Genomic DNA, 14,971 nt, shown 5'->3' on the forward strand with positions numbered 1-14,971 from the left:
TGCCCGGCATGAAGTTCGCCCACATAGCCGACGTTCACCTCGGCTTCGAGCAGTACCGTCTCCCCTACAGGGCCGCGGAGTTCGCACGGGCCTTTAAGGAGGCCGTTGAGAAGGCGATAGGGGAGAGGGTTGACTTCATCCTCATCGCCGGGGACCTCTTCCACTCGAGCCGGCCGAGTCCAGAGACCCTGAAGACAGCGATAGAGATCCTGGAGAAGCCAAAGAAAGCCGGGATTCCGGTATTCGCGATAGAGGGAAACCACGACAGGACGCAGAGAAAGGTCTCAGCCTACAACCTCCTCGAGGGCCTCGGCCTGCTTCACCTCCTTGGCGTGAGGGACGGGAGGGTGGAGAACGACCACCTGACGAGCGAGAGACTTGGGAACAGGTACCTCGTCAAGGGCGTCTTCGATAAGGGTGGGAAGAGCGTCGAGATCCACGGATTAAAGTACATGAGCGCCGCCTGGCTGGAGCACAACAAACTGGGCGAGATGTTCAGGCCCGAGGGAGACGCCATCCTCATGCTCCACCAGGGCATCAAGGAACTCGTCGAGGAGATGATGGGGATCGTCCCCGAGAGCCAGCGCGACTACTTCGAGCTCAAAATGGGCGAGCTGCCGAAGGGCTACCTCTACTACGCCCTCGGGCACATCCACAGGGAGTTCGTGACGAGCTACGACATCGGGACGCTGGTCTATCCCGGCTCACTCCAGCGCTGGGACTTCGGCGACTACGAGATCAGGTACCGCTGGAACGGGCGGAGCTTCACACCCCAGGCCGGAACGAGGAAGGGTTTCTACATAGTCGAGGACTTCAAACCGAGATTCGTCGAGCTGAGGGTGAGGCCCTTCATAGACATCAAGCTCAGGGCGGACGAGGAAACCGCCAAGAGGGAAGTGAAACAGTTGAGGGAGAAGATACCGCCCGAGGCGTTCGTGAGGCTTGACGTGCGCTGGGAGAGACCCTACGACGTTTCCCAGTTCCGGGAGATTCTGAAGGTTAAGTACCTCTACCTGAGGACGCGGTTCGAGAGGAAGGTCGAGGCCGTCAGGGGCGGGAGCGTGCCGAAACCGGAGGAGTACTTCACGCCCGTGGAGCTCAGGGCGATAGGGCTAACCGGGGAGAAGGGGTTCGATGCGGTGGATGCGGTGGTCGAGCTGTTCATAAGGGCGGGACAGGAGAAAGAGCCCGCCCGGTCCGATGAAAAACCTGAAGAAGAAACGCACGGGTCGGCAAAGGCAGAAGAAACGGTCAGAGAAACTGAAAAACCCGAAAAGTCAGACAAACCCGGGAAGGTCAGGCAAAAGAAACCCAAACCCAAGGGAAAACCGACGAGCATCCTCGCCTGGGTCGGTGGTGGAGATGAGGATTGAGAAGCTCATCGTCAAGGACTTCCGCTCCCACGGGCTGACCAGGGTCACCTTCACGAGCGGGATAAACCTGATAATCGGCCAGAACGGGAACGGCAAGAGTTCCCTCCTCGACGCGCTCCTCATTGGCCTCTACTGGCCCAGCAGGCCCAAGGACCTCAAGAAGGACGATATCCTCCGCGCGGGTGGAACCTCCACCGAGGTGACGGTCTTCTTCGAGAAGGACGGCGTTAGGTACCAGATCCACAGGAACATAACCCGCGGGATGGCCTTCGCCAAGTACCACGACGGGACCTCGTGGAAGCACGTAACCGAGGCGAGCCAGAGGGCCGTGAGGGACTGGATGGAGAGGCTCGTCCCCTACGACGTCTTCCTCAACGCGATATACATACGGCAGGGAGAGATAGACGCGATACTCGAGAGCGACGAGAGCAGGGAGAAGGTCGTGAGGCAGGTTCTCGGCCTTGACAGGTACGAGAACGCCTACAGGAACCTCCTCGAGGTGAGGAAGGAGATAGAGCGCAGGATAAGCTCGGCGGAGGACTACCTGAAGAGCACGGAGAACCTCGACGGGCTTATGGAGGAGCTGGAGAGGGAGCTCGAGGATACCCTGAGGGAGATAAACGAACTCTCACCGCAGATTCCGGAGCTGGAGAAGAAACTCGGGGAAGTTGAGAAAAGGCTCGGGGAGCTCGACGCCCTCGCCGAGGAGATAAACGCCCTAAGACTCAAGATAAGGCAGAGGGAAGGTAACGTGAAGGCCCTCGAGGCGAGGCTCGGAGAGCTGAAGAAAGGAATCGAGGAGATCAGGAAGCGCATTGGGGAGCTGGAGAAGAAAGTGAAGGAATTTAGAAGGCTAAAGGAGAAAGCAGAGCTCTACCTAAAGCTGGTGGAGTTCAGGAAGCGCTACGCTGACGAAAAGGCGAGGAACGAGAAGCTCGCCGAGGGTTACAGGACGCAGATAAAGGCTATAGAGGAACGCCTCTCCGAGCTGGGAGAGATGGAAAAGCGCATCAGGGAGCTTGAGAAAAAAAGGGAGGAGCTCAAGGGCAAGATCGAGGGGCTCGAGGAGAGCGTTAAGGCCTACGAGGAGGTCAGGAGCCTTAAGGGTAACCTGGAGCGGTTGAAAAAGAGGCTCGAGCTCAAACCGGAGGAGATTGAAAGGCTCGGGAAGGAGATAGAGGCCGCCAAAAGGAGGAAGGACGAGATACAGCGGGAGCTCGAGGAGATAAACGGGAAGAGGGGCGAGCTGAAGAGCAGAGTTGGAGAGAGGAACAAGGCAATCCTCGAGCTCAAAAAAGCCAAGGGCAGATGTCCGGTCTGCGGCTCGGAGCTGACGGAGGAGCACAAGCGGGAGCTGATAACGAAGTACCAGCTCGAGGTTAAGGACGTCTTGAGGGAGATAAGGGAACTCGATTCGCGGGAGCAGAAGCTGAGGAGCGAGCTCGTGAAGGTCGAGGCGACGCTGAAGAGGGAGCGCGAGCTCATATCACAGATGGAGCTCTTCGAACAGATAAAGGAACTTGAGGGCAAGCTGAAAAAATACGACCTCGAGGGGCTTAGGAAAGCCGTGGAGGAATGCGACGAACTGAAGGCCGCGCTCGGAGAGGTCGAGGGCGAGCTCAAAAGCCTGAAGACCGAGTTCGGGAAGGCTAAGGCCCTCGAGAAAAGGAAGGAGGAGCTCAGGAAGAAACTGGAAGCCATCGAGAGGAAGCTCGCGGAACTCGAGGGGGAACTCGCGGAACTCGGCTTCTCGAGCGTTGGAGAACTCGACGAGAGGGTTAAGGAACTCGAACCTGCTTACAGGAGGTACCTGGAGCTCAAGGGGGCGGAAAGCGAGCTTGAGAGTGAAAGGAAGCGTCTCGAAAGAACGGAGAAGGAGCTGGCGGAGGCGGAGAAAGAACTCCAAGAGGAATCCTCTTCCCTCAAGGGGCTGAGGGAGAGCCTCCGGGAGAAAGAGAAACTCTACAGCAAAGAGGAGCACGAGAAGATCAGGGAATCGTTCGTTTCGTTGAGCAGGGAGCTGGCCGGGAAGAGAACCCAGCTAAAGGAGCTGGAGAAGAAGCGCGACGGGACGATGGAGAAACTCAAGAAGCTCGGAGAGGAGAAGGAGCGCAGGAAGGAAAGGGCGAAAGAGCTCGAGGAGCTGCGGAAGGCCCGCGAGAGGGTTCAATCGCTGAGGGAGAAGGTGAGGCGCTACAAGGCCATGCTCAAGGAGGAAGCGCTGGCGAAGGTCGGGGAGCTGGCCAGCGAGATATTCGAGGAGCTGACGGAGGAGAAGTACTCGGGGGTCACCGTTAAGGCGGAAGACAGGGGGATAAGGCTGGGCGTCGTCTACAACGGGAAGGAATACGGCCTCGGCTTCCTCAGCGGCGGCGAGAGGATAGCGCTGGGTCTGGCATTCAGGCTGGCGCTGTCGCTTTACCTGGCCGGAGAGATAAGCCTGCTCATACTCGACGAGCCCACACCGTACCTCGACGAGGAGAGGAGGAGAAGGCTCGTTGACATAATGGGACGCTACCTGAGGAAGATACCGCAGGTCATAGTGGTCTCCCACGACGAGGAGCTGAAGGACGCCGCCGACAGGGTGATACGCGTGAGCCTTGAGAACGGCGTCTCCGTGGTCAAAGAGGTCGAGCTGGGGGTGTGAGGATGGGCTACCGACTTCTGGACAGGGAGAGCGTTAGGGAGATAGAGAAAAAGCTGTTAAAGGGTTACAACGAGGCCCTTGAAAAGCTTCAGAGGATAGAGTGGCGGGAACTGCCGGAGAGACGGAGGAGCAGGGTCTACGCCATCGACGGGAGCCAGGGAAAGCAGAGGCTCAGCGGAACGATATTCTACGCCGTCTCGAGCTACGCCTTCGGCAACGGTCCTGCCTACAGGTTAATCTACGCCAACGCCATGCTCTACAACCATGGCATCTCGGACCAGATAATCCGACTCCAGATGGAGACCCTCGAGAACAAGCTGGGCTTCCTCGCGGGGGAGATGGGGAAAGTCGACTACGTCATGATGGACGGGACGCTGACGGGCTCGCTCACGAGGCCGCCGGTCTATCCCGAGAGCGTGAAGGGGATAACGACGATAAGGAGCGCCCTGGGTGAGGGATCGCTAAAGGAGCTCGTAGAGCGCTTCATCGGGGAGCTGGGGGAGCACTACGAGGAGCTGGAAGAGAAACTGGGGAAGGGCGGCAAGGTAAACGGCGGGGTGATTCTGGCGGACGAGGTTCTCAGGGACTACTCCGAGTATTACACCGCGATGGAAGGCAAGGAGATGGTCACCTACGACGGCGCTTTCAGGGAGATGAGAAAGGCCCTCGACGGGAAGGAAGACACCGTAAAGGTGATGGAGATACTCGAGAACCTCAGGGAGTACGCGGAGAGAAAACGCCTCTCCCTCGACGACGCCAGAAACGCCGTTCACGTCGTCCTCGGCTACCTCGAGTACCTCTACTCCCTCGAGAGGCTCCTTAAGGGTGATTTCGATCTCGTCTACGTCGCCAAGAGCTTCTACAACAGGAAGCTGACCGGGAAGCTCGACATAGACATCGTCGACGTGCCCTACCTGGATGCGTACCTCAGAAGAACCTACGGCGAAGAGGTGCCGGGTTACTACGTGATAACCCAGGGCGGGAAGGCCATAAGCCACAGGATGCCGAAGGTCCTCAGGGAGAGGTTCCCGACCGTCGAGCGCTTCATAGAGAAGGGCGTTCCGATGGCCTACATCCGGACGATGAAGGGCGGCGTCATATACCTCCTCCAGAGTAACCGGAAGATAGACGACGACCTCCTGGCCGAGATCCTCTGGCACGAGGGGAACGGCTACTTCAGGCCGCTCCAGAGGGCCCACGAGGGGGTCAAAATCGAGAAGAAGGCCTTCGAGGCCGAGCTGAACGCCATGCTGAACATAATAAAGGCGGAGAGGCCCGAACTGAGGGCCTTCCTGAAGTACGGGCGGAGCCCGCTGGAGTGAGTTACGGGAAGTCGTGAAGGGATGACTGAAAAAGAGGGTTACCTAAAGAAATTCCGAAACTCCAAATAAAGAACAGGAACAAAAGAAAAATCAAACCATCAGGAGACCGATGCACTGAACGTCGCCAGGATCCGCAGGTAGGAGTCATCGACGCCGTTCATGTACGCTTTTATCTTTCCGCTCGTTCCCCACCTGTCCCGGCCGGCCAGAACGATGACGACCTGTCCGTTCGCCCAGACGTCGGTTTTGACGAAGGTTCCCCTCTCCCCTTTTCTAACGGCATCCTGTTCCTCGGTCGTTAAAACCTCCCTGACGTAGCCGCCAACGCCGTCGTAGGCATCGGGACCGCCGAGAATGATGACGACCTTCGAATCCTCGTACGCCTTGAAGTCGCCGGCGGTGACCCTCTTCACGGGGAGACCGAGCGCCTCAAGCTGAGAGGCCAGACTCTCACCCCTTATGCCCCAGTCTATGTCGTTGGCGAGGACTATGACCTCGGGCATCTCAACCGGTTTGTAGTTCACGACCCAATCGACGAGTTCCTTAAGGACGGAGAGCTCATCGGAGCCCCCAGCTTCAAGTTCCAGCGAACTGTAGACGGCACGGTAGTCTCCCTCCGTGGCCAGTATTCCACCGCTGTAGTCCTCAGTGTGGGCGAGGAGGATCGGGACACGACCTCTGAGGGCCTGGAGGAGCCTGATCCGCTCAAGGAGCCCCCTCTTAACGCTCAGCTCAACATCCTCGCCATCGTGGTTCACAGCAACGCCGTCATCCGTGACCTCCATCGAGGCGACGAGATTCGGCAGTTCCATTGAGGCCGAGAGCGAGAAGTTGAACTGCACGCCCGTGAGGTTCTTTATTGACTCCACCAGCTCCAGCATCCTGGAGTTCTCCGCGATGGAGCGCGAGACGCTCCTCCTGGCTATGCCGAACTGAACGGGGGAGAGCACGCACTGCCAGCCGACGGTGGAGTACGCGGTAACGTCGATGGTGCCACCGCTGAACGGTCCTTCCTTTGAGAGCACGAGGGAATAACCGGTGTTCACGAAGGGGAGCATCACGGAGGCGTTAGAAAGGTTAAAACTACCTTTGAGGGAGTTCGCAATAGTCAGTGAGTCGAGGCCGAGGAGCCCGGTCAGGCCCGCTGAACCGTTAATACCACCGAGATGCCCTGAATTGGTTGCGTCGAAGAGCGTTCCGGCCGTGACGATGAGGCCGGCGTGGGTGCCCTTGAGGTAATCCTCGAGGGCCGAGATCTCCTCGCCCGAGAGACCCCAGTCGGGGAGCCAGAGGTTCGAGAGTATCACGGCGTCCGGTTGAAAGCTCTGCAGGGCGTTGACAAGCTCATCCGGTGAGACTATCCTTATGTTGTAGTACTTCGCGAGCTCCTCCCAGTGATGGTCGGAGAGCATCCATGGCTTCAGGGCCCTTAATGGCTCCGCAACGGCCTCGAAGTCGGAGAGGTTGTAGTGGTAGAAACTTCTGGAGGCATTGAACTGAGCCATCAGTGACTCAAGAGACTTCTCGAAGGCCATGGCCTCGACAGAGGGGTCGACTATCAGGATCCTGGGCCCATCGGGGTTGGCGACGTAGTAGGAGTAAACCGGGCTGTACGAAACGTGCCCCTCGGCATCGGTAACGGCTATCTTGAACTCAACCCTGCTCCCGGGCGGCGCACCCGGTAGGGTTGCCTCCCGGTAGAAGACGTAGAAATCCTGGCTCTCACCGTAGAAGCGATGTATTATGGACTGGTAAATGGACCAGTTTTCCCCCGCCGCTGCCTTTGTGACGTAGGCTTGCTTCCAGTCCCCGCCGTTTACCCTGTAGTAGGCCTCGATTCTGCCCTTTCCTGTGGTGACCCCGAAGTCGTCGGCGATGTAGAAGTAGACCTTGAACATCTCATAGGGAGCAACGACGAAACCCCTGGGGACGTTGCCCACTATTATAATCGGCGGCATGGGCTCCGAGACCACCACCACGGGGGAAGCGGAGGGGAGGAGTATGCCAAGCAGCAGCACTATTACGAAAACCGCCTTGAGCCTATCCATTCAGCTCACCCCATGATGTTAACGCTTTTGAACTATTTATACTTAGTCCGAAATCTTTAAACGGCTGGACAAATAATCCATGGTCATGAAGAAGTGGCTCCCGACGCTGACGGCGCTCTCCCTTGCGGCGGTGTTCCTCGGACTCTACATCGGCTCAGTGAGCTTAACGCCTTCCGATGTTACATCGAGCGTAGCCTACGGCGTGGAATCCACCCTCTCCCGGGCGTTCCATTTCGTAAAACCCGGGAGGACCCCGAAGGCCTTCATCATAGTCTGGGAGCTCCGCCTTCCGAGGGTCCTGCTGGCGTATCTCGTTGGCGCGTCCCTGGCGAGCGCGGGGGTCGCCAGTCAGGCCCTCTTCAGAAACCCGCTTGCGGACCCGTACATAATAGGGGTTAGCGCCGGAGCAGGAATAGGCGCCGCCTTGGGTGCGATCTACGCCCCGTCCCAGATGGGAACCCTCGCCCTCGTCTCGGCGCTCCTTTCCGTGTTCCTGGTCTACGCGGTCTCGAGGGTCGACGGCCACGTTCCCGTTGATACGCTCCTCTTAGCCGGGATAGCCTACGGCTTCCTCGCGAGCGCCGTGACGTGGTACCTCGTGCTGAGCCAGGGCGAAAGGGCCCACGTGACCTGGATGTGGCTCATGGGTAGCTTCAACGGCGCTGATTGGAGAGACGTGGGCGAGATGTTCTTCGTCTCCCTCCTCGGCATAGGATTCCTCGTCTGGAAGTGGAGGGAGCTCAACCTGATACTCTTCGGGGAGGAGAGCATAGCCCTCGGCCTCGACGTCCACTTTTACAGAAAGCTCTTCATCGGGGCCACGGCCCTCCTGACGGCCTTCGCGGTCTCGACGTCGGGCATAATCGGCTTCGTTGGCCTCGTGAGCCCCCACGTAGTCCGCCTCATCCTCGGGCCCAACCACAGGAACCTGACGCCGGCGAGCGCCCTCTTCGGCGGTTCCCTCCTCGTCCTCGCCGATCTGATAGCCAGGACCGCCGCGAGGCCGACCGAGATACCCGTCGGGATAGTGACGGCGCTCATGGGGGCGCCATTCTTCCTCTACCTCCTCGTGAAGCACAAGAGGGGGGAGCTGTACTCATGAGCAGGCTCGAGGTGAGCGTCTCCTTCGCCTACGGAGAGAGGGAAGCTCTCAGGGAGGTGGAGTTCACCGCGGAGAGGGGAGAGTTCTTAGCCGTAATCGGGCCCAACGGGGCCGGGAAATCGACGCTTCTGAAGTGCATGGTCGGGATTCTAAGGCCCAAGGGGAGGGTAACCTTCGACGGAAGGAACATCCTCGAGCTCAAGCCGAGGGAGAGGGCGAAACTGATAACCTACGTGCCTCAGAGCTCGATTCCCGAGTTCGCGTTTACCATTGAAGAGTTCGTCGAGCTCGGAACCTACGCGACCAGGGGGGACGTTGAGGGGGCCCTAAAGAGGGTCGGCCTCTGGGAGCGCAGGGGTGAACAGATAACGGCGCTGAGCGGCGGGGAGTACCAGCTCGCGCTTATAGCGAGGGCGCTGGCGCAGGGGAGCGAGACGATCCTCCTCGACGAGCCCACGAGCCACCTCGACATCAACCACGCCCTCGGGATAATGGAGCTGTTGCGGGAGCTCAGCGGGGAGAAGGTGATAATAGCGGTTCTCCACGACCTCAACCTGGCCCTGCGCTACGCCGACAGGCTGATCCTGCTCCACGGCGGAAGAAAGGCCTGGGAGGGGAAACCAGACGAACTGGAACCCGAAATCATCGAAAGGGTCTACGGCGTAACCGCGAGGATAGTCGAGGTGGACGGTCACAGGGTGATCCTGCCGGAACTCGCAAAGGTTTAAAACCCAAGGGAGAAAGAGAAGGTAGGGTGAGAGAATGGAGACGAAGAAAACCGGAACCACCACCGTGGGAATAAAGGCGAGGGACGGCGTCGTCCTGGCAGCGGATACCCAGGCCTCGCTCGATCACATGGTCGAGACCCTCAACATCAAGAAGATAGTCCCGATAACCGACAGGATAGCGATAACCACCGCCGGGAGCGTCGGCGACGTCCAGGCCCTCGCGAGGATGCTCGAGGCCGAGGCTCGCTACTACCGCTTCACCTGGAACAGGCCCATGAGCACGAAGGCGATGGCCAACCTGCTCAGCAACGTCCTGAACGAGAACAAGTGGTTCCCCTACCTCGTCCAGATAATCATCGGCGGCTACGTTGATGAGCCGACCCTTGCCAACCTCGACCCGATGGGCGGCCTCGTCTTCGACGACTACACCGCGACCGGCTCCGGAAGCCCCTTCGCCATAGCCATCATCGAGGACGGCTTCAAGAAGGACATGAGCGTCGAGGAGGCCAGGGAGCTCGCCGTCAGGGCGGTCAGGACGGCCGGAAAGAGGGACGTTTACACGGGCGACAGGAAGGTGCAGGTCGTCGTCATAACGAAGGACGGCATGAAGGAGGAGTTCGTGGAGTTCAACGAGTGAAGGGTTAAGCTGACTCCAGGCTCCTTTTAACCCTCTTTCGGGTCGATAGCATGCGGAACCTCTCCGAAAAGATAGCGGTTCTCGGGCTCGTGATCCTGCTCCTCTCGGCGCTCTACGCGGCCCAGCGGATGACCTCCAACGCGGACGCGGTTCTCAAAGAGGTAAACGGGATACTCGACGAGGTTCAGGAGATAAGGAACCTCACCTTCAAGGAAAAACCGGGGATAGTCGTCCTGACAAAGGAAGAGGCACTGGCAAAGTGGAAGCCCGGCAAAGCGGACATCGAGAGGATGCGGGTAGAGGAGCTGACCTACAAGATGACCCTTCTCCTCCCGCCCGGTTACAGGTACGTCAAAGAGGAGAGCGAGAGGAGCGCGGACTGGATAGCGGCGACCGTGGGGGATACGATCTACATCATCCTGGAGAACTTCGTGGGGAACCCCGACGTCGCAAGGAGAACCATCGCCCATGAGTCCGTCCACGTCCTCCAGAAGCAGTGGTTCGACGCGAGGTACGGCGCGGACACCTACGACGGGACGATAGCCGTTCAATCCCTAATAGAGGGCGACGCCGACCTCGTGGCCGATATGTACTGCCAGAGGAACGGGATACCGATACACAAGATACGCTCCCTGAGCGGGGACCCGCTGACGGACCTCCACATCTTCCCCTACGTCTTCGGGGACAGATTCGTGAGGTACCTTTACGAGAAGGGGGGCTGGGGGCTCGTCAACGAAGCCTACAGGCGTTATCCCGTCTCGGCGCAACAGATAATGCATCCAGAGCTCTACCTCGAGAACGTCACGCCCCTCAACGTTACCATCGATAGGCCCGGGGACTCGCGCGTTCTCAAGGAGGACAGGCTCGGCGAGTACTACGTTTACGTACTCCTGAGAGACGTTGCGAAGCTGGGGAACGGGACGGCCTGGGAGGTCTCGAGCGCGTGGCGCGGGGATGGGCTCCTCCTGACGAAGAACGCGAGCGGATACCTCCTCATGTGGAAGGTCGTCTTCTCAAACGGGAACGCCGCGGAAACCTTTGGGGAAACCCTCTCAAAATTAGCGGAGGGCAACGCCTACGCGAACTACACGATAAGGATTGAAGGAGATTCCGTTTTGCTCGTTGCTAAGAGGAGGGGATGAAGTGAAGCTGATATGTCCGCTCTGCGGAAGGACCTACGATGGGCCCGTCCAGAGGTGCGAATGCGGCGGGCCTGTGGAGTTCGAGCGTTTCAGGGGCGAGCCCTACATAGGGCGGAGCGTCTGGGAGCGGTTCTGGGACTTCTGGCCCGTGGAACCCGAACTGGAGCTCTCGCTCGGTGAGGGCGATACTCCGCTGGTGAGGTCAAAACTCGGGAAAGAACTTGGAATAAGGCTTTACCTCAAGAACGAGACGGTGAACCCAACGTGGAGCTTCAAGGACCGCGGGACCTTCCTGGCGATGAGCCACGCCCTTAAAGCGGGCCACAAAACCGTCGGGACGGTCTCAACGGGCAACATGGCGGCGAGCGTTGCGGCCTACGCATCACGTTTCGGCCTGAAATCCAAAATCCTGGTTTCTGAAAACGCGAGCAACGAGAAGCTAAAGGCCGTGAGCGTTTACGGTGGGGAAGTCGTGAGGGTCTCCGGGGACTACGGGAGGCTTTACTTCGAGAGCCTCGAACTGGGCGAGAGGCTCGGAATCTACTTCATCAACTCCGACAACCCCTTCCGCGTCGAGGGCTACAAGGGGATAGCCTTCGAGATAGCCGAGGGGGCGAGCCCGGACTACGTTCTCGTCCCGACGAGCTCCGGTGGTCTGTTCCGGGGAATCGCCAAGGGCTTCCTCGAACTCCACGAAAACGGGCTGATGGATGAACTCCCGACGCTGGTGGCGGTTCAGGCCGAGGGTTGCTCGCCGATATGCCGGGCCTTCCGGGAGGGAAAATCGAGGGTGGAGCGCTTTGAGAACCCGAAAACGATAGCGAAGGCCATAGCGAACCCTTATCCACCGAGCGGGGACGCCGTGCTCAGGCTCCTCCGAGAGTTCAACTGGAAGTGCGTGAGCGTTTCCGATGGGGAGGTAGTTGAGGCCCAAAGGAGACTGGCGAATGAGGGGCTCTTCGTCCAGCCGGCGAGCGCCACGGGCGTCGCGGCACTGAAGAGGCTCGAGATTCCTGAGGGAGCCAAGGTCGTCTCGATACTCACGGGTTCGGGGTTGAAAACCCTGAAGGGCGCGCCGGAAGGAGAAGTGGGGGAGTGTCCGCTTGAAGAGCTTGAAAGATGCCTGAGGTGATGTTATGATAGCTGGAGTCGGTCTCATGCCGCACGGAAACCCCGTTCTGGAGCCGGAGGATGGGGAAACGGAGATGCTCGCGAAAGTCCTTAAAGGGATCGGAAGGACCTTCGCGGACGTCGACGCCTACGTCCTGGTGAGCCCCCACAACGTCCGGATGAGCGACCACCTCGGGGTGGTTCTGGCCGAGAACCTCGTTTCCTGGCTCGGCTTCGAGGGGAAGGAGCTCCCCGGGGAGTGGAAAACGGATAGGGAACTGGCGGAGAGAATCTACAAAGCGGAGAAGGAGGCAGGGATGCCCGTGGTGGATTTGAACTTCGCCTCGCTGGGCGGGGAGTACTCGAGGTGGCCGCTGAGCTGGGGGGAGCTGATCCCGCTCCACTTCCTCGAGAAGAAACCGCTCGTCCTCATAACACCGGCCAGAAACGTGCCCCGGGAGACCCTCGTCCGCTTCGGCGAGGTCCTCGGGGAAGTGATTGAGGAAAGCGAGGAGAGGGTCGCATTAATAATCAGCGCGGACCACGGGCACGCGCACGACGAGAACGGGCCCTACGGTTTTAGAAAGGAGAGCGAGGAGTACGACGGGCTCGTCATGGAACTGATTCGAGAGAACAGGCTCGAGGGACTCCTGGAGATCCCGGAGGAACTCGTTAAGGCGGCCCTCGTGGACAGTTACTGGCAAATGTTGATGATGCTCGGGGCGATGAGAAAGGCCGAGTTCGAGCTGAAGGCGAGCGCCTACGCCTGCCCGACGTACTTCGGCATGGCCGGGGCGCTGTGGGTCAGGAAGGTACAATCACGGGGCACCCATACCTTCAACGGCGATCCATCCATGGACAAAAACAAAAGGCGGGGGACGGTCAGGGCATCAACAGGTATTCACGGGAGTAGGTAGTTAAGTAGCGGTCGTTATCCTTTCTTTAAGTAAACATAAGGGGGAGATCACCCAGCGGTTCTTGAACGTTTTTCAGGTCGAGCACGCCCCCATCGAATAATCAACGCCAGAAGCTTGCATTACTAAACAAAAACTGTTATAAATGCCAAAAACGATACATCACCGCATTAGAAACTTTTGAGGTGGTCGATATGGCCGAGAAGAGGAGGAAGAGGGTTCTGATTTTGGGCGCCGCCGGAAGGGACTTCCACAACTTCAACGTGTTCTTCAGGGACAACCCCGACTACGAGGTAGTCGCGTTCACGGCAACGCAGATCCCCGACATCGAGGGCAGAACCTACCCGCCCGAGCTCGCGGGCGAGCTCTACCCGAACGGGATTCCGATATGGAGCGAGGACGACATGGAAAAGATAATCAAGGAGCACGACATCGACATCGTTGTGTTCGCCTACTCGGACGTTTCCCACGAACACGTCATGCACCTCGCGAGCAGGGCCCACTCCGCCGGAGCCGACTTCTGGCTTCTTGGACCGAAATCTGTGATGCTCAAGTCCAGCAAGCCGGTCATCGCGGTCACCGCCGTCAGAACCGGCTGTGGAAAGAGCCAGACCAGCAGGAAGGTCGCCCAGCTCCTCCAGGAGATGGGCTACAAAGTCGTCGCGATAAGGCACCCGATGCCCTACGGCGATTTGAGGAAGCAGATCGTTCAGCGCTTCGCCAGCTACGAGGACCTCGATAAGTACGAGTGCACCATCGAGGAGCGCGAGGAGTACGAGCCCTACATCGACAGGGGCATGGTCGTCTACGCGGGCGTTGACTACGAGAAGATACTCCGCGAGGCCGAGAAGGAGGCCGACATAATCCTCTGGGACGGCGGGAACAACGACTTCCCGTTCTACGTGCCAGACCTCTGGATAGTGGTCACCGACCCGCACAGGCCCGGGCACGAGCTGAAGTACCACCCCGGCGAGACGAACTTCCGCGCGGCCGACGTGATAATCATCAACAAGATAGACACCGCGAACCGCGACGACATCCAGAAGGTCCGCGAGGACATCGAGAAGGTCAACCCGAACGCGATAGTCATTGACGGCGCCTCGCCGCTCTACGTTGACAAGCCCGAGCTCATAAAGGGCAAGCGCGTTCTCGTCGTCGAGGACGGCCCGACGCTGACCCACGGCGGCATGAGGTACGGTGCCGGGTACATAGCGGCCAAGAAGTACGGGGCAAAGGAGATAGTCGACCCGAGGCCCTACGCGGTGGGATCAATCGTCGACACATACAGGAAGTACAGTCACCTCGACGTCATCCTGCCGGCCATGGGTTACGGCGCCAAGCAGATAAAGGAGCTCGAGGAGACCATCAACAGGGCGGATGCCGACGTCGTCATAATGGGAACACCGATAGACCTCAGGAGGATCATGAAGCTCAACAAGCCGGCCGTCCGCGTCCGCTACGAGCTCGAGGAGATAGGCGAGCCGAAGCTCAAAGACGTCCTCAGGGACTTCGTCGAGAAGTGCGAGAAGCTCAAGAAGGAGTGATTCTCCTTTCTATTCCCTATTTTTGTCAGGTTTTCGCGCTTGATAATCGGAAGGTTCTCTAATTGAGGTAGCCTTTTGTATAGTTAAACCATGCCCTTTAGTTTGTGATCCTATGTTCGTGTTCGGTACGTTCGCTGGTGTAGCTATGATATGGATGCTGGGACGCTCGCGTCGATAATATGGGTTATATAAGACGCGCTCGCGAACCAGAAGGCGATGCCCGACGTCGAGAAGCTAATCTGGATTCTGGTGGCGTGTTCCTCGGGTTAATGGGCCCTGATCTACTACCTCATCGTGAAGAGGGCAGGGAAGTACGAAAAGCCACCCGAGGAAGAGTTCCATCCTCCCGTCTACTGACCAAACTAATCGGAAACCTTTTAGGTAGAACATCCAACTTCATCTGC

At 58.8% G+C, this 14,971-nt stretch carries 11 protein-coding genes; 10 read left to right on the top strand and 1 reads right to left on the bottom strand.

What is annotated here, in order from left to right; all coding sequences use genetic code 11:
• Nucleotides 1-8 precede the first annotated feature (8 nt).
• From mre11 to nurA, 3 genes are read left to right on the top strand one after another with little or no spacing between them, the layout of a single operon-like run.
• Nucleotides 9-1,373 (top strand): DNA double-strand break repair protein Mre11, encoded by a 1,365-nt coding sequence (mre11, locus tag A3L02_RS06005; protein WP_088863083.1) that lies wholly within the window; start codon nt 9-11, stop codon nt 1,371-1,373.
• On the top strand, nt 1,363-4,020 hold the full coding sequence (rad50, locus tag A3L02_RS06010) for a DNA double-strand break repair ATPase Rad50 (protein ID WP_088863084.1): 2,658 nt from the start codon (nt 1,363-1,365) through the stop codon (nt 4,018-4,020). Before mre11 ends, rad50 begins: the two co-directional genes overlap by 11 nt.
• Nucleotides 4,021-4,022: 2 nt before the next feature.
• On the top strand, nt 4,023-5,342 hold the full coding sequence (gene nurA, locus A3L02_RS06015; protein ID WP_088863085.1) for a DNA double-strand break repair nuclease NurA: 1,320 nt from the start codon (nt 4,023-4,025) through the stop codon (nt 5,340-5,342).
• Between the two features lie 98 nt (nt 5,343-5,440).
• Here the strand turns inward: nurA and A3L02_RS06020 are convergent, their stop codons facing one another.
• Entirely contained in the window at nt 5,441-7,390 is a 1,950-nt protein-coding gene (locus A3L02_RS06020; RefSeq protein WP_237268580.1) for a hypothetical protein, read from the bottom strand.
• A gap of 85 nt (nt 7,391-7,475) precedes the next feature.
• Here A3L02_RS06020 and A3L02_RS06025 point away from each other — a divergent pair, with 85 nt between their 5' ends.
• From A3L02_RS06025 to A3L02_RS06055, 7 genes are all read left to right on the top strand, one after another.
• Nucleotides 7,476-8,492, top strand: coding sequence for a FecCD family ABC transporter permease (locus A3L02_RS06025; protein ID WP_088863842.1), 1,017 nt, complete (start codon nt 7,476-7,478; stop codon nt 8,490-8,492).
• A complete protein-coding gene (locus A3L02_RS06030) occupies nt 8,489-9,220 on the top strand; it encodes an ABC transporter ATP-binding protein (protein ID WP_088863086.1) in 732 nt (243 codons plus the stop codon). Before A3L02_RS06025 ends, A3L02_RS06030 begins: the two co-directional genes overlap by 4 nt.
• A 34-nt stretch (nt 9,221-9,254) precedes the next feature.
• The gene (psmB, locus tag A3L02_RS06035) at nt 9,255-9,857 is read left to right on the top strand and encodes an archaeal proteasome endopeptidase complex subunit beta (RefSeq protein ID WP_088863087.1); all 603 of its coding nucleotides are present in this window, start codon (nt 9,255-9,257) and stop codon (nt 9,855-9,857) included.
• 50 nt (nt 9,858-9,907) lie between these two features.
• Nucleotides 9,908-10,999 (top strand): hypothetical protein, encoded by a 1,092-nt coding sequence (locus A3L02_RS06040; RefSeq protein ID WP_088863088.1) that lies wholly within the window; start codon nt 9,908-9,910, stop codon nt 10,997-10,999.
• A gap of 1 nt (nt 11,000) precedes the next feature.
• Nucleotides 11,001-12,131: a threonine synthase gene (gene thrC, locus A3L02_RS06045; protein WP_088863089.1), complete on the top strand. Its 1,131-nt coding sequence runs from the start codon at nt 11,001-11,003 to the stop codon at nt 12,129-12,131.
• Between the two features lie 4 nt (nt 12,132-12,135).
• Nucleotides 12,136-13,026, top strand: coding sequence for a DODA-type extradiol aromatic ring-opening family dioxygenase (locus A3L02_RS06050; RefSeq protein ID WP_088863090.1), 891 nt, complete (start codon nt 12,136-12,138; stop codon nt 13,024-13,026).
• Nucleotides 13,027-13,217: 191 nt separating this feature from the next.
• A complete protein-coding gene (locus tag A3L02_RS06055; protein ID WP_088863091.1) occupies nt 13,218-14,567 on the top strand; it encodes a cyclic 2,3-diphosphoglycerate synthase in 1,350 nt (449 codons plus the stop codon).
• The last annotated feature ends 404 nt before the right edge of the window (nt 14,568-14,971 follow it).

The organism is Thermococcus celer Vu 13 = JCM 8558, assembly GCF_002214365.1.
Lineage (GTDB): Archaea > Methanobacteriota_B > Thermococci > Thermococcales > Thermococcaceae > Thermococcus > Thermococcus celer.